18 protein-coding genes, 1 pseudogene and 2 other annotated features are annotated in these 17911 nt (G+C 37.7%); of the genes and pseudogenes, 14 read left to right on the top strand and 5 right to left on the bottom strand.

Translation table 11 applies throughout. The annotated features are described in order from the left end of the window. The first annotated feature begins 230 nt into the window (after positions 1 to 230). The 3 genes and pseudogenes from MHH71_RS09495 (at position 231) to MHH71_RS09485 (ending at position 2746) form a co-directional block, all read left to right on the top strand. Entirely contained in the window at positions 231 to 1142 is a 912-nt protein-coding gene (locus tag MHH71_RS09495; RefSeq protein ID WP_033798734.1) for a DMT family transporter, read from the top strand. 38 nt (positions 1143 to 1180) lie between these two features. Then, positions 1181 to 1339, top strand: a pseudogene (locus tag MHH71_RS09490) (PH domain-containing protein); the annotation flags it as partial. A 288-nt stretch (positions 1340 to 1627) separates the two neighbouring features. Beyond that, entirely contained in the window at positions 1628 to 2746 is a 1119-nt protein-coding gene (locus MHH71_RS09485; protein ID WP_006093980.1) for a glycosyltransferase, read from the top strand. 41 nt (positions 2747 to 2787) lie between these two features. On the opposite strand, the gene MHH71_RS09480 is transcribed toward MHH71_RS09485, so the two are convergent. Further along, positions 2788 to 3177, bottom strand: a complete 390-nt coding sequence (locus MHH71_RS09480; protein WP_033798735.1) for an Ig-like domain-containing protein — start codon at positions 3175 to 3177, stop codon at positions 2788 to 2790. A 177-nt stretch (positions 3178 to 3354) separates the two neighbouring features. After that, positions 3355 to 4821, bottom strand: a complete 1467-nt coding sequence (gene putP, locus MHH71_RS09475) for a sodium/proline symporter PutP (protein ID WP_033798736.1) — start codon at positions 4819 to 4821, stop codon at positions 3355 to 3357. 305 nt (positions 4822 to 5126) lie between these two features. Further along, positions 5127 to 5365: a binding site (T-box leader), on the top strand. Positions 5366 to 5414: 49 nt separating this feature from the next. After that, positions 5415 to 5660: a binding site (T-box leader), on the top strand. A gap of 52 nt (positions 5661 to 5712) precedes the next feature. On the opposite strand from putP, the gene trpE reads away from it, so the two are divergent. The 9 genes from trpE to scfB all read left to right on the top strand — a co-directional run bounded on the left by trpE (position 5713) and on the right by scfB (position 14054). Then, complete coding sequence (trpE, locus tag MHH71_RS09470) at positions 5713 to 7128, top strand: anthranilate synthase component I (RefSeq protein ID WP_006093983.1); 1416 nt, start codon at positions 5713 to 5715, stop codon at positions 7126 to 7128. Next, positions 7125 to 7712 (top strand): aminodeoxychorismate/anthranilate synthase component II, encoded by a 588-nt coding sequence (locus MHH71_RS09465; protein ID WP_018764056.1) that lies wholly within the window; start codon positions 7125 to 7127, stop codon positions 7710 to 7712. Before trpE ends, MHH71_RS09465 begins: the two co-directional genes overlap by 4 nt. Beyond that, entirely contained in the window at positions 7709 to 8734 is a 1026-nt protein-coding gene (gene trpD / locus MHH71_RS09460) for an anthranilate phosphoribosyltransferase (RefSeq protein ID WP_033798737.1), read from the top strand. The genes MHH71_RS09465 and trpD overlap by 4 nt, the downstream gene beginning before the upstream one ends. Beyond that, positions 8735 to 9496 carry an indole-3-glycerol phosphate synthase TrpC gene (gene trpC, locus MHH71_RS09455; protein ID WP_006093986.1) on the top strand — a complete coding sequence of 254 codons (762 nt, stop codon included), beginning with the start codon at positions 8735 to 8737 and terminating at the stop codon, positions 9494 to 9496. After that, positions 9493 to 10101, top strand: a complete 609-nt coding sequence (locus MHH71_RS09450; protein ID WP_033798738.1) for a phosphoribosylanthranilate isomerase — start codon at positions 9493 to 9495, stop codon at positions 10099 to 10101. The genes trpC and MHH71_RS09450 overlap by 4 nt, the downstream gene beginning before the upstream one ends. 2 nt (positions 10102 to 10103) lie before the next feature. Beyond that, positions 10104 to 11297, top strand: a complete 1194-nt coding sequence (gene trpB, locus MHH71_RS09445) for a tryptophan synthase subunit beta (RefSeq protein ID WP_006093988.1) — start codon at positions 10104 to 10106, stop codon at positions 11295 to 11297. Between the two features lie 3 nt (positions 11298 to 11300). Further along, entirely contained in the window at positions 11301 to 12062 is a 762-nt protein-coding gene (trpA, locus tag MHH71_RS09440) for a tryptophan synthase subunit alpha (RefSeq protein WP_006093989.1), read from the top strand. A gap of 308 nt (positions 12063 to 12370) precedes the next feature. Beyond that, positions 12371 to 12520 (top strand): six-cysteine ranthipeptide SCIFF, encoded by a 150-nt coding sequence (gene scfA, locus MHH71_RS09435; RefSeq protein WP_016113838.1) that lies wholly within the window; start codon positions 12371 to 12373, stop codon positions 12518 to 12520. Positions 12521 to 12647: 127 nt separating this feature from the next. Beyond that, positions 12648 to 14054 (top strand): thioether cross-link-forming SCIFF peptide maturase, encoded by a 1407-nt coding sequence (scfB, locus tag MHH71_RS09430; RefSeq protein ID WP_006093990.1) that lies wholly within the window; start codon positions 12648 to 12650, stop codon positions 14052 to 14054. 178 nt (positions 14055 to 14232) lie between these two features. On the opposite strand, the gene MHH71_RS09425 is transcribed toward scfB, so the two are convergent. Both MHH71_RS09425 and MHH71_RS09420 read right to left on the bottom strand, forming a co-directional pair. After that, a complete protein-coding gene (locus tag MHH71_RS09425; RefSeq protein ID WP_006093991.1) occupies positions 14233 to 14427 on the bottom strand; it encodes a hypothetical protein in 195 nt (64 codons plus the stop codon). Further along, entirely contained in the window at positions 14351 to 14539 is a 189-nt protein-coding gene (locus tag MHH71_RS09420) for a DUF4240 domain-containing protein (protein ID WP_306472975.1), read from the bottom strand. Before MHH71_RS09420 ends, MHH71_RS09425 begins: the two co-directional genes overlap by 77 nt. A gap of 164 nt (positions 14540 to 14703) precedes the next feature. Between MHH71_RS09420 and MHH71_RS09415 the strand changes: the two genes are divergently transcribed. Both MHH71_RS09415 and MHH71_RS09410 read left to right on the top strand, forming a co-directional pair. Continuing rightward, on the top strand, positions 14704 to 16200 hold the full coding sequence (locus MHH71_RS09415) for an L-lactate permease (protein ID WP_006093992.1): 1497 nt from the start codon (positions 14704 to 14706) through the stop codon (positions 16198 to 16200). A gap of 100 nt (positions 16201 to 16300) precedes the next feature. After that, the gene (locus tag MHH71_RS09410; protein WP_006093993.1) at positions 16301 to 16984 is read left to right on the top strand and encodes a DUF2278 family protein; all 684 of its coding nucleotides are present in this window, start codon (positions 16301 to 16303) and stop codon (positions 16982 to 16984) included. 14 nt (positions 16985 to 16998) lie between these two features. Here MHH71_RS09410 and MHH71_RS09405 read toward each other — a convergent pair whose 3' ends face one another. After that, positions 16999 to 17841 (bottom strand): hypothetical protein, encoded by an 843-nt coding sequence (locus MHH71_RS09405; protein WP_006093994.1) that lies wholly within the window; start codon positions 17839 to 17841, stop codon positions 16999 to 17001. Positions 17842 to 17911 lie beyond the last annotated feature (70 nt).

Genomic DNA, 17911 nt, shown 5'->3' with positions numbered 1-17911 from the left:
ATAATAAAAGAAAAATCGATATAAAACCTAATCTTTAGGTGGAAGAGAGAATCCGCCATGGATAGAAGCGGTCAAATCCTTTTCCTGCCCCATGCGAAGGGAAAATAAAGAGAGGAAGTGAGTGCAGGTCACCTTCTGTTTTTCGTAGCAATGATTTATATGTTGAAAGATTAAATTGGGTTTATATATAATGAAGTGGGGATTTTTAAAGAGAGAGGGGTAAAGCAACTTTGAAACAAGAAAAATCAATTGCACTACCATTAGCAGTTTCCATTATAGCTATTTCATTTGCAGCTGTTTTCGTTAAGATGTCCTCAGCACCATTTTCAATTTTAAGCATGTATCGATTATGGATTATTGTAATCTTTATGCTTCCGATTGTTTGGAAAAAACGCGAAGAATTTCGCAGAATTCAAACGCGAGATTGGTGTTTTTTAATAGGATCAGGATTCTTTTTAGCACTGCATTTCCTTTTATGGTTTGCATCTTTAAAGTTTACAACTGTTGCTAGTTCGACTATCATTTTAGCGCTTCAGCCAATCGTATCATTAGTTGGAGGTTTTTTTCTGTTTAAAGAAAGAACGACGTATTCAGCCATTGCCACAATGGGGATTGCTATCCTTGGTGTAATGTGCATTGGATGGGGAGATTTAGGGTTAAGCAGAGCAGCGATATTCGGGGATATTTTATCCTTTTTAAGTGTAATTGCAGTTGTTGGTTATTTATTCATTGGGCAAACAACGGTAAAAAAAGTTTCACACTGGATTTATAGCTTTACCGTGTTTGTATTTGCGGGAATATTTATCGCTATTTATAACGTAATCATGAGTGTGCCGTTTACAGGATATTCTACGTGGGACTGGTGGATTTTCAGTTTGCTTGCGATTGTACCAACCGCTTCACATATGATTAATAACTGGCTATTAAATTATGTGAATGCCACAACGATTTCAATGAGTATTTTAGGAGAGCCTGTTGGAGCATCGGTACTTGCGTTTTTCTTGCTTGGTGAGAAGTTAAATATGATGCAAATTATCGGAAGTATTCTCGTATTGTTCGGTGTATTTATTTTCTTGTTGCAGCAGCAAAAGCGCGTGCAGAAAGAACCAGCACACAGCGCAGCAGTTACGCAAGAGCTGTAGTGTATTTATAGATAGTTAGTAAGCTGCTAGGAGAAATCCTAGCAGCTCCGGCACTGTCTTTTGATAGACTTGAAATACTTTATGGTTCTCAATTTGAAACAGCCCTTGTCTCACCGAAAGATAAGTGGAAATTTGTTTCTTTGCTAAAAAGCATTCATCCGCAAATTGAAGTAGAAAATCATATAATGAACGATTGATAAGAGTGGTCTCAAGGGCCACTCTTATTTTTATTCCCTCAAGATACAGGGGAAAACGAGGAAGAGAGGCGGGGGATGAAGACTTCCCACTGATTAAAGTTTCACTTTATATTTTGATATTAAAACTTAATATTTACTGGCTATATGGGATGTGAAGTTGATACTTATATTAATTGTATGAAAAGTCGAATAACTAAAACGGAATTTTCATAAATAGTAAAAGGAATCATATTTGTCTTTTATGTGAAATTTATGTAATTTGTTCTCAGAAGGGAGAGCGGAAAGAAAATGGAATTAATTAGATGGGCTGTTGAACTAGGAGCTTCAGTACATGGTAATACACCCAATGAACTATTACCTGCATTAGAATATTATTATGATCGAGATCATTTGAAAGCCTTTTTGCTTGCAGGTATTCTTCTTGAAATGGAGTTGTCACCGAGTCAAAGAGAGGCTGTTGAGCTGAAAAAATGTATATCAGCGTACTATGCGGGATTGTATAAGGTTGGGAAAAAATATGCCGATAAACTTCTGGCTGAGCATCCTGAAGTAGTTCTTTACCAAAATAATGTGGAAGCATTTGAAGCGTATTTCAACAGTTATTATGACTATTGTCTTTACATATGGCCATATACATATGGAAGTTTTATAGATGTTGCTAGAGCTTTAAAGTGGAAGTTAGAACAGCAGGGGAAAACGGCAATTATATCAGAAACATTATTAACAAACGCGAATAATACAATAGTTTTTGGTGCACATTCATATGTCCATACTCCTGTTAAGATTCCAGAAGATGTGATTATTTATAATTTAGAGCAGCTATATGATGGGTGTCCGTATGATAATATTATTTATCGTAATATATTAAAAAACAGGATAGTGTGGGATTACAGTCCTCAAAATATTGCTTGGTTGAAAAAGAAAGAATTAGGAAAAGAAGTGAAACGTGTCAAAATGAAGTATGCTCCTACTTTAAAAATTAAAACAGATACTTTTATAAAGCCTATCTCTGAAGATATTGATGTATTGTTTATCGGTGCTATGAATGGACGCCGTCAAGCAGTTTTTGATCAGTTAAAAAAGCTTGCACCAGATTTAAATATTATTTTTAAAAGCAATGTATGGGGAATTCTTAGAAATGAACTTATAGTAAGATCCAAAATTATTTTAAACATACACTACTACTTAACTGGTATTCTTGAAACACCGAGAGTTTCTCACGCTGTCGCGAATCATAAATTTATTATTTCTGAATCTAGTAGCCCTGAAGATGAAGTAGAGTGGCCGGGAATTGTTTTTGTCCCCCATGAAAAGATTGCGGAGACAGTTCTAGAGTATCTCCAAAAGCCAGAGGAACGTAAAATGTTAGCAGAGAAGGCACATGATTATTTTAAATCACAAGACTAAATAAAATTGAACGCCCCCACTTTAATAAAGTGGGGGCGAGTTCAATTCGGATTTGTCATATAAGGCTGAACATGAACAACACATAAATCTCGAAATTTCCCTTCAGCAGTTGTTACAATTATGACAGCTCGTCCAGGGTTTCTTCCAGTTATGATTGCTTTGTCATCATCTGCATGGACTGTTATGACGTCAGGATTCATATTTGTCCATATAAGCCCTTGATTTGTTGCTTGAACTGGGAGAACGAAAGCTGATAATTCTGCGCTTTGTTCTACTTTTATTTTTAATTTGTTTTTTTGTATATGCACACCAATTACAGATACAACAGAAGGAGCGAGTGAAATTTGAGGTTTTGACTGTATGTTTGGACAAGAAGAATTTGTAATAAGTGATAGCTTTTTTGAATTTTGGTGTTGTAGTGATGCCATTATTCTAAAGTCTCCTTTCTGTATAAGTGTTGATACTCATACTATAACGAAGTAGTGTTATGGTAGATTTAACGAAATATAAAGAAATTGTTAATTTCAAGGAGAGAATTGTCGAACAATGAATAAAAAAAGGAACCTCCGCTTTTATGATGAAAGCGGAGGTTCCTTTTTTAAAAAATATTATGCAGTTTTCTCAAATTCCTCGAACTGCTTTTCGACTTCTTTTGAAGGCTTTGTTAGTAAACTAACGATAACAATTGCTAGTAAGCTTGCTGTGAAACCTGGAATCATTTCATATAGGAAATCTTTTAAAAACTTAAATTGTGTCCACGTGATAACAGTTGCAGCACCAGCGATCATTCCAGCTAACGCGCCCCATTTTGTCATACGTTTCCAGTATAAGCTTAGTAAAACGACAGGACCAAATGAAGAACCAAATCCAGCCCAAGCATAGCCAACAAGCGCTAGGATTGTGTCGTTTTGTTTAAATGCTAATCCACAACCAATAAGTGCGATAACAAGAACGGCCATACGACCAACAAATACAAGCTCACGATCAGATGCAGAACGTTTAAAGAATGTTCGATATATATCTTCCGTTACTGCACTTGATGTAACAAGAAGCTGAGAAGAGATTGTACTCATAATAGCCGCTAAAATAGCTGCTAATAAAAATCCAGTAATTAATGGATGGAATAAAATGTTACCTAGTTCAACGAAAATTGTTTCTGGGTCAGAGAGCTTTAATCCCGCTTTTGAATAGTAAGCGATACCGATAAGACCAGTAAACATAGCTCCTACTACAGAGAAAATCATCCAGCTCATACCGATTCGGCGTGCGCTTTTGATTTCTTTGACAGAAGAGATGGCCATAAAGCGCACGATAATATGAGGTTGTCCAGCATAACCAAGACCCCAGGCGAATAATGAAATAATACCTAATACGGATGTTCCTTTAAAAATATCTAATAGCGCTGGGTCAATAGATTTAATTGTATCAAATGCTGGTCCAATGCCGTTTACATTCATAATTGTTACGACCGGAACAAGGATAAGAGCAACTACCATGATGATTCCTTGAACGAAGTCTGTCCAACTTACAGCTAAGAAGCCACCAAATAATGTGTAAGCTACAACAACGCTTCCAACAATAAGTAGTCCAACATGATAATTTAAGCCAAATGAATTTTCGAATAATACAGCACCTGAGACGAATCCTGAAGCTACATAAAATGTGAAAAAGATCATAATAACAAGTCCAGAAACAAGACGTAGCATATGAGATGCATCATGGAAACGATGCTCTAAAAATTCTGGAATAGTAATAGAATTGTTTGCAATTTCTGAGTAGGTACGTAAGCGAGGAGCGACATAGATCCAGTTTGCGTATGCGCCAAGTGTTAGGCCAATCGCAATCCAGCTACTACTTAATCCAACGCTAAACATTGCACCGGGTAATCCCATTAACAGCCAGCCGCTCATATCAGCTGCTCCCGCACTTAATGCTGTTACTGCGGGGCCTAGTGTACGCCCGCCAAGCATATAATCTGTTAAGTTGGATGTTTGTTTATAGGCAAAATAGCCAATGACTAGCATCCCGAGCATGTAGATAGAGATAGAAATTAAAATTAACATCTGCGTACTCATGTAGTTCCCCTTCCTTTTGTAATGTCTTTTGATGAACTTTGCATAATTATAATCTATCATGATTATTTCAGAAAATCCATATACAAATACGAATTTTCTGAAATGTAAGCGTTTTTTGACATTGGTTCATTTTTCGAATATATAATTTTCTGACAAAAAACCTTAATTTTAATAGGGTATTTATTATATTTACATAGAAATAGGTTGTTTTGTCAATATAATATTGAGCTGAGAAATAAATAAAAATTTTTAAAAAGTATTGACTTATGAAAAAGGAACGGCATATAATGATTTCAACTTAAAAAATGCAAGCGTTGATGAAGAAGAGTACGTATTATGAACATGTCAGAGAGCTGATGGTTGGTGCGAATCAGTATGGAATTAATATGGAATGGCCTTCGGAGCTTCCAAACCGAACCGAAAGAAGTAGGCTTTGGCGACATGATCTCATCGATACAAGAGACACGTATTCATTTTGGATACGGCAAAGTGCGTTACATTTGTAACGAATTAAGGTGGCACCACGGGAGTACCCGTCCTTTCTATAGGATGAGTACTCCCTTTTTGTGTATAAAAATAAATGAACTGAATAAACTAAATCGTTTAAGTAAGAAGAGTACGTATATTGGAGACGTTCCAGAGAGCCGGGGATAGGTGGGAGCCCGGTGCGGTGCCATATGCGGAATGGGCTTACGAGAGGTATGCTGAACAGATTCTAAATAAGTAGGCAACCCGGGTTCCGCCGTTACAAGGATAAGGTATATATTTGTACCTGAATAAAGAGGGATGCTTCTGCATCCAATAAGAGGTGGTACCACGGTAAATTTATCGTCCTCTGCATATTCCGATATGCAGAGGACTTTTTTTATTTTCAATAGTGAGGTGACAGACATGATAACGAAAGAACAATTTAATATGCAAAAGAGACAAGGAAAATCATTTTTGGTAATTGATGAAGAAGAAGGAGATAGTGTAACGCCAATTGCTTTATATCGCCAGATGAAAGGTGAGAAAAAATTTTTACTCGAAAGCTCGCAGCTTCATCAAGATAAGGGACGTTATTCTTATTTAGGATGTGATCCATACGGAGAAATCAAAAGTAGTGGCGCGGCGGTAGAGATTACGATAAATGGTAGAACGAAGCAGATAGAAGAAAATGTATTACAAGCATTGGAAAAAGCCCTTGCGCCATCAGAGGTAGAAAGCCCATTTCCATTTTGCGGAGGAGCAGTTGGATATATTGGTTATGATGTCATTCGGCAATATGAAGACATTGGGGAAGAACTGTTTGATCCGGTCGATATTCCGGAAGTTCATGTATTACTGTACCGAGAGTTTATTGTATACGACCATTTACGTCAGAAACTATCGTTTGTATATGTATGCAGGGGAGAAGATACGGACTCTTTTGAAGAAGTTCACGAGAGATTGCAGGCATATAAACAAGATGTCTTACATGGAGAAGAACAAGTGAAAGAAATACAGCCTTCTCTATCCTTTACTTCTTCTATAACAGAAGAAAAGTTTTGCGAAATGGTGGAGAAGGCAAAAGAATACATTCGAGCTGGTGATATTTTTCAAGTTGTATTATCTCAGCGATTGCAAAGTGAATTTATAGGCGATTCATTTGCATTATATCGAAAACTTCGGATTGCAAATCCATCACCGTATATGTTTTATATTGATTTCCAAGATTATGTTGTACTTGGTTCCTCACCAGAAAGTTTACTTTCTGTACGAAATGAAAAAGTGATGACAAATCCAATCGCAGGAACAAGGCCACGCGGAAAAACAAAGCAGGAAGATGAAGAGATAGCAAAAGAGCTCTTAGCAAATGAGAAAGAGCGTGCAGAACATATGATGCTTGTAGATTTAGGAAGAAATGATATCGGGCGGGTGAGCGAAGTCGGTTCTGTTGGGCTCGATAAGTATATGAAAGTAGAAAAGTACTCACATGTCATGCATATTGTATCTGAAGTTTCCGGAACATTGCGAAAACAAATGGATTGTTTTGATGCACTAGCCTACTGTTTGCCGGCTGGCACTGTATCCGGGGCACCGAAAATTAGGGCGATGAAAATTATAAACGGATTAGAAACGGAAAAAAGAAATGTATACGCCGGAGCAGTAGGATATATAGCTTTTTCTGGAAACCTTGATATGGCGCTTGCGATTCGCACAATGGTTGTAAAAGACCAGACAGCATATGTGCAGGCGGGAGCAGGTATTGTCTATGATTCAGATCCAATTGCTGAATATGAAGAGACATTAAATAAAGCGAAGGCGCTTTTGGAGGTAATGAAATGATTGTACTCATCGATAACTATGATTCATTCACTTATAACTTGTATCAATTGTTAGGGGCATATGAGGAAGAGATTGTTGTACTGCGAAATGATAAAGTGACGATTCAAGAACTCGAAGAAATGAAGCCAAAAGCAATTATTCTTTCACCAGGACCAGGAAAACCAGAGGATGCAGGGATTTGCACCCAGGTGATTCAACATTTTTACAAACAAATTCCGATCCTTGGCATTTGCCTTGGACACCAAGCGATTGTTTCAGCATTTGGCGGGGAAATTGTAAGAGCAGAGCATATAAAACATGGGAAAACATCACGTGTAAAGCATAATGGCACATCGATATTTTCATATGTCACGCAACCGTTAACTGCGATGCGCTACCATTCACTCGTAGCGGCGAAGCATACGATTCCAAAATGTTTTGATGTATTAGCAACAGCGATGGATGATGGGGAAATCATGGCAGTTCGCCATAACTATTATCCACTCTTCGGATTGCAGTTTCATCCAGAGTCAATTGCGACTGAAGAGGGCGGAAAATTAATCCGTGCATTTTTATCCAGTGTGAAAGAGGAGGAGCGAGTATGAATAGTTATCTTCGGAAATTAGTAGATGGACAGAACTTAACGGAACAGGAAATGTATGAAGCAGGCCTTGTGCTCTTAAGTGAAGATATATTAGAAAGTGAAATTGCAGCTTTTTTAGCATTGTTAAAGGCAAAGGGTGAAACTTCTGATGAAATATATGGCCTCGTTCGTGCTCTTCGGGAAAAGGCATTACCATTTGCAAGTCATATAAAAGGAGCAATGGATAATTGCGGGACGGGCGGAGACGGTGCACAAACATTCAACATTAGTACAACATCTGCTTTCGTACTTGCCGGGGCTGGTGTGAAGGTGGCGAAACATGGGAATCGCGCGGTTTCTAGTAAAACAGGGAGTGCGGATTTATTAGAAGAACTTGGTGTCAATATTGCATGTACGCCAAGAGAAATTGACTACTTATTAGAAAAGGTTGGTATCGCATTTCTGTTTGCACCAGCTATGCATCCAGCACTTAAACGCATTATGAAAATAAGAAAAGAGCTAAATGTACCGACCATTTTTAATCTAATTGGTCCTCTTACAAATCCGATTGATTTAGAAACGCAGTTTGTTGGCATATACAAACGAGATATGCTAATGCCTGTAGCAGAGGTATTGCAAAAGCTTGGTAGAAAACAAGCGCTTGTTGTAAATGGGAGCGGATTTTTAGATGAAGCATCTCTGCAAGGGGAAAATCATGTAGTGATTTTAAAGGATAACAAAATTATAGAAGAGAGTATTATTCCAGAAGAATATGGATTTTCTCGTGTGAGCAATGAAGAAATCCGAGGTGGAAATGCAAAAGAAAATGCGAATATTACACTGCAAGTACTAGAGGGGGAAAAGAGTGTATACCGTGATACGGTTCTACTCAATGCAGGTCTTGCACTTTTTGCAAATGGAAAAGCAGGGACAATTGAAGAAGGCATTCATATTGCAGCTCAAAGTATTGATTCTGGAAAAGCGTTATCGAAATTGAATCTATTAATTAGTGCAAGTAATAAAAGATTAGAGAGGGTGAATTAAATGGAAACCATTTTAGAAAAGATTGTTCAGCAGAAGAAAAAAGAGGTAGAAGCGTTGTATAAAACATATACGCCGGTGAAGAAACAACGGAAGTCACACTCTCTTGTAGAAGCACTGCAAAACTTCACAGTCATTGCTGAAGTGAAGCGAGCTTCTCCATCTAAAGGTGATATTCATTTACATGTAGATGTACCAAAGCAAGTAAAAATGTATGAAGAGTGTGGCGCCGGAGCAGTTTCTGTTTTAACGGATGAACAGTTTTTTAAAGGATCTTTTCAAGATTTAGAAACAGCACGAGCAAATAGTAATATTCCGCTTCTATGTAAAGATTTTATTATCGATACAATTCAAATTGATCGGGCATATGAAGCTGGAGCGGATCTCATTTTACTTATCGTTGCTGCACTATCAGAAGAAAAACTACGAGAGTTATATGCATACGTGCAAAAAGTAGGATTAGAGGCAATTGTAGAAGTTCACAATGAGACAGAATTAGAGGTAGCACTAGCATTAAATCCTCATGTGATTGGAATAAACAATCGGAATTTGAAAACATTTGAAGTGGATTTGAGTACGACAGAAAATCTAGGGAAACGATTGAATGAAGAAAATATGCTTTGGATTAGTGAGAGTGGTATTCATACGGAAGAAGATATCGTACGTGTGAAGCAGGCAGGTGCAAAAGGAATTCTTGTTGGGGAAGCGCTGATGACTGCACCTTCTGTAAGAGACTTCTTTCAATCACTGAAGGTGACAACGTGAAAGTAAAGATTTGCGGCATTATCGATGTAGAAACAGCAAAGAAAGCGTGTGAATACGGCGCAGATGCTATTGGATTTGTATTTGCGAAAAGCAAAAGGGAAATTACACCTGAAAGAGCAAAACAGATTATTGATGAGCTTCCAGCTGATGTAATGAAAGTTGGTGTTTTTGTAAATGAATCGGTAGAGGTCATTCAGAAAATTGTAAATGATTGTGGTTTAACACATGTACAACTGCATGGGGATGAAGGAAATCATCATATCGGAAGATTGAATATTCCGTCTATAAAAGCAGTTGGTGTACATTCGAGCGAAGATATAGAGCAATCACCAGACTATGAAGCTGATTTTCTCTTATTTGATAGCCCGAAAGAAAAGTTTCATGGTGGAAATGGGAAAATATTTTCATGGAAGTTGCTAGATGATATGCCAAATGAAATTCGTAAAAAGTGTATTTTAGCTGGTGGATTACACATTGAAAACATTAAAGAAGCAATTGAAACTGTTAAGCCATATATGGTAGATGTCAGCAGCGGAGTAGAAACGGATGGAAAGAAAGATAGCGAAAAAATAAAACAATTTATTAGAAAAGCGAAGGAGTGTTAAACATGCAATATGCATATCCAGATGAAAAAGGTCACTACGGTATATACGGAGGACGTTACGTTCCAGAAACACTTATGCAATCTGTTTTAGAATTAGAAGAAGCGTATAAAGAAGCGATGCAAGATGAAGCATTTCAACAAGAATTAGAGCATTATTTACAAACGTACGTCGGAAGAGAAACACCGCTTTATTTTACGGAGAATCTGACAAAGTATTGCGGAGGGGCGAAGATTTATTTAAAGCGTGAAGATTTAAATCATACCGGAGCACACAAAATTAACAATACAATTGGGCAAGCGCTTCTTGCAGTACGAATGGGTAAGAAAAAGGTTGTAGCTGAAACAGGAGCTGGACAGCACGGGGTTGCAACGGCGACGGTATGCGCCTTACTCGGTTTAGAGTGCGTCATTTTCATGGGAGAAGAAGATGTAAAACGACAAAAGTTAAACGTCTTCAGAATGGAACTATTAGGAGCGAAAGTGGAAAGTGTCGCAGCAGGTAGTGGAACATTAAAAGATGCAGTAAACGAGGCGCTTCGTTACTGGGTTGCACATGTGCACGATACGCACTATATTATGGGATCTGTTCTTGGACCGCATCCATTCCCGCAAATTGTACGTGATTTCCAAAGTGTAATCGGGAAAGAAACGAAGAGACAATATGAAGCGCTAGAAGGGAAATTACCAGAAGCAGTTGTTGCTTGCATCGGCGGTGGAAGTAATGCAATGGGAATGTTTTATCCGTTTGTACATGATAAAGAAGTTGCTCTTTACGGCGTAGAAGCAGCAGGAAAAGGGATTCATACAGAGAAGCACGCAGCAACATTAACAAAAGGAAGCGTTGGCGTTCTTCATGGTTCGATGATGTATCTCCTTCAAAATGAAGAAGGACAAATTCAGGAAGCGCACTCTATTTCAGCAGGGCTAGACTATCCAGGAGTTGGGCCAGAACATAGTCTGCTAAAAGATATTGGCCGTGTCTCTTACAACTCAATTACAGATGACGAAGCGCTAGCTGCATTCCAGTTACTAACGAAAAAAGAAGGAATTATCCCGGCATTAGAAAGTTCACACGCAGTGGCGTATGCATTAAAACTTGCGCCTACAATGAAGCAAGATGAAGGACTTGTCATTTGTTTATCGGGCCGCGGTGATAAAGATGTTGAAAGTATAAAACGTTATATGGAAGAGGTGTAAACGATGGGAGTAGAAAGAATTACAGCAGCGTTTCAAAATGGAAAAAAAGCATTTATTCCTTATGTAATGGGAGGAGATGGAGGTCTAGAGAAGTTAAAAGAGCAAATTCATTTTCTAGATGAAGCAGGAGCGAGCATTGTTGAAATTGGTATTCCTTTTTCTGATCCAGTTGCAGATGGACCTACAATTCAAAGAGCAGGAAAACGAGCATTAGACAGTGGAACAACGCTCGGAGGAATCTTTCAGGCACTAGCGGAAGTCAGACAAGAAGTAAATATTCCATTCGTACTTATGACATACTTGAATCCTATTTTAGCATTTGGTAAAGAACGTTTTATCGGAAGTTGTCTTGAAGCTGGTGTAGATGGAATTATTGTTCCAGACTTGCCATATGAAGAACAAGATATTATCGCATCGCTCCTTCGTGATGCGCATATCGCACTTATTCCGCTTGTAACAGTAACGAGTCCAATCGAACGAATTGAAAAGATTACGAGGGAGTCACAAGGGTTTGTTTATGCGGTAACGGTAGCGGGGGTCACTGGGGTTAGACGTGACTTTAAGCAAGAAATTCATAGCTACTTAGAAAAGGTAAAAGCACATGTACATCTTCCAGTAGTTGCTGGATTTGGAATCTCAACGACTGAGCAAATTGAGGAAATGATTACGTTATGTGATGGAGTGGTTGTGGGAAGTAAGGTAATTGAGCTTTTAGAAACAGAAAAAGAAGAGGAAATTTGTGAACTGATTGCTGCAGTGAAATAAGAAGAAGAGGCTGCCTGTTAAGGGGCCTCTATATTATATGAGCAAGTTTCAAGCCATTAAGACCTTGCAAATTAGTGGGGGATTCTTCATCTCCCACTAATTATTAGTTGAGCGAATTGGCTTTTACGGTCAGTTGATTCCCCAACTGACATGAAAATATCAAGAATGATTGACGTAAACCAAAGGTGTTGTTAAAATTATTACTGGAATTAATGTGAAGTATTTCACAAATTGTAGTTTTTAATGTGAAAACATTCACAAATGTTGAGTTTGTTTCTTAAAAATTTTTTTAAAAGGAGTTATACGTTATGAAAAGAATCGTAACACTAAGTACTCGTAAACTGACAGATACAGTAAAACATGGTGGGTGTGGCGCATGTCAAACATCTTGCCAATCAGCTTGCAAGACATCTTGCGGAGTTGCAAATCAAAAATGTGAAAACATAATGAACAGATAGAAAATGAGAAACGTACCGCCCAACTGTTTCCCAGATGGGCGGCCATTTTTATCCCGCATGAACAAGAAGTAAAAACCCCATTAACGGAAGTTTTACTTTATAGATAAAAGGAGTTTGATTATTAAATATGATTCATCAATATAAATTAAACGGATACAACATCGTACTCGATACCTACAGTGGATCAGTACATGTTGTTGACGACCTCGCTTATGAAATCATCACGCTTTATGAGACTACTGCTGCAGAAGAAATCATAACAATGATGCTAGAAAAATACGTATATGATTCCGATATCTCTGAGAAAGACATTCGAGAAACCATTGCAGATATCGAAGAGCTAAAAAATGATGGGGAACTCTTTACTGAGGATGAATATAAGAGTCTCTCAATTGATTTAAGAAACCGCCAAACTTATGTAAAGGCCCTCTGCCTCAATGTTGCACATACATGTAACTTATCATGCGAATACTGCTTCGCCAGCCAAGGAAAATACAATGGAAGCAGAGCGATTATGAGTTATGAGGTTGGCAAAAGAGCTATCGATTACCTATTGGAAAACTCCGGTCATCACCGAAACCTCGACATCGATTTCTTCGGGGGAGAGCCGCTCATGGCCTGGAAAGTTGTAAAACAGATTGTCGCTTACGCAAGAAGTAAAGAAAAAGAGTACAAAAAAACGTTTCGCTTCACCTTTACTACAAATGGCATGTTACTAAACGATGAAATCACTGATTTTTTGAATAAAGAAATGTACAATGTCGTATTGAGTCTTGATGGAAGAAAAGAAGTCCACGATCACCTTCGTAAAACGGTAACTGGAAAGGGGAGCTATGAGTATATCGTTCCGAAGTTCCAAGAATTCGTCAAAAGCCGTGGAGATAAAGAATACTATGTGCGTGGAACCTATACTCATAACAACGTTGACTTCACCAATGACATTTTTCATATCGCAGATCTTGGTTTTGACAAGCTCTCGATGGAACCGGTCATCTGTAATCCACGGGAACCATATGCACTCACCGAAAAGGACCTTCCAGATATTTATAACCAGTACGAAATTCTCGCCAAGGAAATGCTAAAGCGTGAGGAAGAAGGTAATGGATTCACTTTCTACCATTACATGCTTGATCTCTCAGAAGGCCCTTGCATCCAAAAGAGAATTTCTGGCTGCGGCTCAGGAACCGAATATTTCGCTGTCACACCATGGGGCGAGATTTTTCCTTGCCACCAGTTCATCGGGGATAACGAATACAGTATGGGAAACATTTGGGATGGGATTACAAAACAAGAGATGCAATGTCAATTTAAAGAGAGCAGTTGCTACTCGAAGCCAGAATGTCAGGACTGCTGGGCGAAACTTTACTGCAGTGGTGGTTGCCCTGCCAACGCATTGCATGCAACCGGCTCCATCAATGGAATCTACGATTTTAGCTGTGACATCTTCCGTAAGAGAGTAGAATGTTCCATGATGGTTAAAGTAGCTGAATCCATGAGAACTATGAAAAAAAACAAACAAGCCGTGGCACAATAAGCATAAAGATATTATGAGGTTGAGAGATAAGTCAAAATTTGATTTATGCTCAGCCTCTTTGAAAATCTTCTTTTTCTTTTAGACAAAAAATCCCCACTGATTAAAGTTTCACTTTATAAAATGGAATTCATTATGTAAATTATACCATTTCATATACGAGTATTTTGAATTTATTCAGTTAATATAATAAAGGATTTTCACCAAAACGTTTTGCTAATCCTTCTTCATCGTCTTCTTCCCAATCGAACTCAATTTCAGGCATAGATGAATCATGTCCCTTTTCATCTAATAAGGAATCAAATGTATCCCAAATATCGTCGTCCCATTCTGTATCTCCCGTTTCTTTTAAGAGCAGTTTGGAAATGGATTTCATAATCTGCAATTTCGCCCGTGGGCTGAGAAGTTAAGTGTTCCACCAGCCATTCGCTCGTTTCCTCTTTTTGATTCATTTCTGAAATCAGCTGCCAAAATTGTCCTTTGTTCATATCTATAACCCCTTTTGAGGAATATAGTATTTCTTGTAGTGTATCGTTTTTTCGATCATTCACTTGATAAAGAATAGTGAAAAACTGTTATAAAACGAATTGAATATTCTGACATCTATTATATAATAGTTACAATTGTATCTTATAAGAAACGAGATGATGGTATGGCTGTATGGTTAGCCCTTATTCCAATTATGATGATTTTCATTTGTTTATTTGTATTTAAGCAAACATCGCTGAAAGCCTCGCTGATTTCTTATGTTGTATGTACTGGAATCGTTTTACTAACGCCAATGTTTCGACTGCAAATGGGAGAGGTCATGCATGCAACAATTAAGGGCGGGTTAATTTGTTTTATTGTAGGGTATGTTCTGTTTTTTGGTATTCTTTTATTTCACCTCATGAACAAAATGGGGTATATCGATCAAGTTGCACGTTTTATCGAACAAGTTACACATGATCGATTATTACAAATGCTCTTAATGTGCTTTGGAATTTGTCCACTTATCGAATCAGTGAGCGGATTTGGAATTGGTTTTATGGTGGCAGCTCCTATTTTTCTTTCGCTTGGTTATAAACCGTTCCAAGCAGTCTTGTTATCGTTTATCGGTTTATTGGCGAGTTCCTGGGGTGCGATGGCAACAGGGACAATTATTGGATCGCAGCTTATCAATATGCCATTAGTAAACTTAGGATCTAGTACAGCATTACTCAGTATTCCTTTTTTTGCATACTTTGTCTTACTTTCTTTGTATGTAGTTGGTGGTTGGCAAGCGGTGAAGGAAAAATGGAAGGAAGGGTTCGGTTTTTTTCTCTTATTTTCTATATCAATCTATCTGTCTAATGCATACGTAAGCGTTGAACTAGCCGGGATTTTAAGTTCCATCGTAACGATTACATTTGGCTTTCTTATCATTAAGATGACAGCGAGGCAAGGAAAGGGGTTTTTATCGGAGCATGCTGCCACGACGCAGCGAGAAGTTTCTATCGTGAAAATTATAAGCCCTTATTTATTTTTAACAGTTTGTATTTTACTTTCTCGTCTCATTCCGTCGTTACATAATATGCTACAATCTTACGCGATTCTTGATTTACCATCGTATTCTTACAAACTAGCGTTATTATATTCACCGGGATTTTGGCTTGGGATTACATGTTTATTTACCATCGTTTTTTTCCGTATTCCTTCTTCTATTATAAAACAGTCTTTATCGCAAACGATTAAACAATGGATACCGTTTGCGATTACAACGACAATGTTCATTGCTATTTCAGAATTGATGGGTGCCGCGGGTATGCATACATTATTAGCAGAAGCAGCAGGAAGTACATTTGGAACATTATTTGTCTTCGTTGCCCCGTTCATCGGTGCAATTGGTGGTTTTTTAACGGGAAGTAACGCAGGATCAAATGCGATGTTTATTAAACTACAAATGCAAACGGCGCAGAATGTAGGACTTCCGTGGCAATATGTTACGACTTTGCAAAATACAGCATCATCCGTAGCGACAATTGCTTGCCCGTCACGGATTACGCTTGGGGCCTATTTATGTAATATTCCATTTCGTGAGAATGAACTACTAAAGAAGACAACGCTTATGATTTTTGGAGCGGTGTTAATTGTGGTGGTGGAAGTTGCAGGTTGGTATGTATTGCGATGAAATATTTGATGAAATCCTCTACTTTAGGAGGATTTTTGTTTGTTAGTGGATAATTTATAAAAGAACAAGTGTTTCCATTACATGAAGAGGAGATGATCCCATGCCCTTAAAAAACTATGGCGTTTTAAAAGGTACCGCACTACAATCTATGATTGGAAAAGGGAAAACACCTCATTATCAAGTTCATTTGCAAGATGAATCGGGAGTAGATTACCGGATTGCAATTAATGTGAAATCGCAGAGCTATCCATCAGAAGTATTATATTTTGCAAGTGAAAATATTAAATCAGAAGCTATTACGATTTTACCGACATTACCTTTTGGTTTTACAGAAGTGAAAAATAATGAACCAAAGGTGGCTTTAGATTATGTGCGGGGAAATTTATTTGAGTCAAAACAGATGATTCCTTTGCCGCCAGAAAAATCGGGAGCTGACAACGATTTAAATGAAAAAATAGAACACTATATAAAACGAGCGATAGAGGAAAAGGCAATTATTTATGCATTTGGAGAACGATGGGGTCCAGAAAATGATACACCTGATCGATATTTTCATTTTAAACCTGGTAATGGGATACATGATATTCATATGAATCAAGGAAATGTGGAGAAGTGGCAAGGGGATGATGGCACATGGCAAGATGGTGGCCTATTCATCCATTTTGAGAAAAAGCAGCAATGGGTTGGCATTTTCCTCGCATTTCAGTCGCAGTCTTGGTGTACAGACGAAGAGGGACATGCGCGGATTCCGGTGGAGCATTGCAACTATAAGAGCAAAAATTAATTAAAACAGCTAGTTCATCTCGAACTAGCTGTTTTAATTTTGTAGAAAATAAAGCTGATACATACAGCGATACATGAAAATAGTATGGCAATACTAGAGAAAGCAAGTACATACATATTATATTTCACTACATTCCCTATTAGTTGATTACTATCATAATGAAATAGACCTGCTATTGCATTGAAGAGGAAAAGAACGATAAATATAGTAATTACACCGTCTAATGAACCTTCTATATCCGGCTTGCTCAAGGCAATATGTGCAGAGATACAAATCGCGATAAAAAGAAAAAGCCAAAACAAAGGATTAAATAAGTTGTTAACTGTAAAGAGACTTTTTAATAAGAGAATGGCTGATAATAAAATATTTTGTAACATATCGATATTGATAGAAGCGGTTTGAGTATTTGTTTCAAGAGCATGTATAAAGACCGAATAAGATTGTGGTACGAAATAATACATAAGAAGGATCAAGGCGGCCATTCCCGAGAAAATAGGAGCAATTCCGATGAAGAAATTTCCTATTCGTTGATATATACTTCTTTGATTATATTGATGCCTGACATAACCTAAATAACCGTTATTTGTATTGGTTGGAAAGAGCTGCATTGCCACAATTTGATGCCTAAATACGACACACATAATCGCATGTCCTAATTCATGAATAGGAACACCAATCCAAGCTGATAAAAGGAAGCCTTTTCTACCAAAAGCCCTCGTCCAATACGTTCGTGTAAGAGATTCTAAATATCCTAATAGAAAACCAACTAAAATGATAACACCAAGTAATGAAAAAAATTGTATTAAGCTTTTAAGGAATATATGAAAAATTGAGTATGCTAGTTCCATATTCTTCATCCAATCTATGTATTTTACTACTGTTTATCATACCACTTTGTGAATAGATTACTAGAATAGATAGGGTGGA

This window comes from Bacillus sp. FSL H8-0534, assembly GCF_038005885.1.
Taxonomy (GTDB): domain Bacteria; phylum Bacillota; class Bacilli; order Bacillales; family Bacillaceae_G; genus Bacillus_A; species Bacillus_A pseudomycoides.
Note: the sequence above shows the minus strand (reverse complement) of the source record. Positions and strands in the feature narration are given on the sequence as shown.

What these genes read in the sequence shown, in the direction of transcription:
- MHH71_RS09465 (WP_018764056.1), top strand. Translation starts at nt 7,125, where the DNA reads ATGATTGTACTCATCGATAACTATGATTCATTCACTTATAACTTGTAT.
- trpC (WP_006093986.1), top strand. Translation starts at nt 8,735, where the DNA reads ATGGAAACCATTTTAGAAAAGATTGTTCAGCAGAAGAAAAAAGAGGTA.
- trpB (WP_006093988.1), top strand. Translation starts at nt 10,104, where the DNA reads ATGCAATATGCATATCCAGATGAAAAAGGTCACTACGGTATATACGGA.
- scfA (WP_016113838.1), top strand. Translation starts at nt 12,371, where the DNA reads ATGAAAAGAATCGTAACACTAAGTACTCGTAAACTGACAGATACAGTA.
- scfB (WP_006093990.1), top strand. Translation starts at nt 12,648, where the DNA reads ATGATTCATCAATATAAATTAAACGGATACAACATCGTACTCGATACC.
- MHH71_RS09410 (WP_006093993.1), top strand. Translation starts at nt 16,301, where the DNA reads ATGCCCTTAAAAAACTATGGCGTTTTAAAAGGTACCGCACTACAATCT.
- putP (WP_033798736.1), bottom strand. Translation starts at nt 4,821, where the DNA reads ATGAGTACGCAGATGTTAATTTTAATTTCTATCTCTATCTACATGCTC.
- MHH71_RS09425 (WP_006093991.1), bottom strand. Translation starts at nt 14,427, where the DNA reads ATGAAATCCATTTCCAAACTGCTCTTAAAAGAAACGGGAGATACAGAA.
- trpD (WP_033798737.1), top strand. Translation starts at nt 7,709, where the DNA reads ATGAATAGTTATCTTCGGAAATTAGTAGATGGACAGAACTTAACGGAA.
- trpA (WP_006093989.1), top strand. Translation starts at nt 11,301, where the DNA reads ATGGGAGTAGAAAGAATTACAGCAGCGTTTCAAAATGGAAAAAAAGCA.
- MHH71_RS09415 (WP_006093992.1), top strand. Translation starts at nt 14,704, where the DNA reads ATGGCTGTATGGTTAGCCCTTATTCCAATTATGATGATTTTCATTTGT.
- trpE (WP_006093983.1), top strand. Translation starts at nt 5,713, where the DNA reads ATGATAACGAAAGAACAATTTAATATGCAAAAGAGACAAGGAAAATCA.
- MHH71_RS09405 (WP_006093994.1), bottom strand. Translation starts at nt 17,841, where the DNA reads ATGAAGAATATGGAACTAGCATACTCAATTTTTCATATATTCCTTAAA.
- MHH71_RS09420 (WP_306472975.1), bottom strand. Translation starts at nt 14,539, where the DNA reads ATGAACAAAGGACAATTTTGGCAGCTGATTTCAGAAATGAATCAAAAA.
- MHH71_RS09485 (WP_006093980.1), top strand. Translation starts at nt 1,628, where the DNA reads ATGGAATTAATTAGATGGGCTGTTGAACTAGGAGCTTCAGTACATGGT.